The organism is Nitratidesulfovibrio liaohensis (genome assembly GCF_011682075.1).
Classification (GTDB): Bacteria; Desulfobacterota; Desulfovibrionia; order Desulfovibrionales; family Desulfovibrionaceae; genus Cupidesulfovibrio; species Cupidesulfovibrio liaohensis.
The window spans coordinates 1-749 of the sequence record NZ_VSMK01000702.1 but is presented as its reverse complement, the minus strand read 5'-3'; the positions used below and the strand labels follow the sequence as shown (position 1 = coordinate 749).

The 749-nt window shown below is 70.6% G+C and carries 1 protein-coding gene and 1 pseudogene; both read right to left on the bottom strand.

What is annotated here, in order from left to right:
* Positions 1–226, bottom strand: a pseudogene (locus FVW27_RS17970) (phosphatidylglycerophosphatase A); the annotation flags it as partial.
* 78 nt (positions 227–304) lie between these two features.
* Positions 305–749 (bottom strand): Maf family protein (locus FVW27_RS17965; protein WP_167127844.1); only part of this gene is annotated, 445 nt, incomplete at its 5' end.

Below are 749 nucleotides of genomic sequence, written 5' to 3'. Positions count from 1 at the left end.
CGCCGCAAAACACCCCCAGCAGCACCACCACGCGCCAGCCCAGCGGCAGGGGCAGGAACAACCAGGGCGCCAATAGCGCCGCCACGGCAGACCCCACCGTGCCGGGGGCCACGGGGCTGCGCCCGGCGTACCACACCCGGGCCACTTCCAGGGCCAGCCTGTCCAGGCCGCGCGGGGGCGATTGCGGGATGCAACGCTCCGATCCGTCGTCGTGTGCCGTGCTCATGTCCGTGCTCCGTATTCTTCGCGCCCTGCGCTGCCGGACGCGGCACGTGCGCGTTGCCAATGCAGCGCCGGACGCAACTTATTCGCCTTTCGGCTCGATGACGCCGTGATGCAGCAGCAGCCGGACCAGTTCGGCCACCGGCAACCCCACCACGTTGCTCCACGAACCGTCGATGGATTCCACCAGAAACGCGCCCACCCCCTGAATGCCGTAGGCTCCGGCCTTGTCATCGGGTTCACCCGTGGCGGCATAGGCGGCAAGGGCAGCGGCGGGCGCATCCCACATGGTCACGCGGGTGGCGGCGTGAAATGTTTCGCTGTTGCCGTCCGGCAGGGCCACGCAGCAGGCGCTGACCACCTCGTGGGTGTGCCCGGCCAGCCGGGAGAGCATGCGCACGGCATCCATGCGGTCGCGCGGCTTGCCCATGATCTCGCCGTGCAGGGCCACCACGGTGTCCGCAGCGATGACCACACAGCCGGGGCGCGACGCGGCAACGGATGCGGCCTTGGCCGCAGCCGCGCGG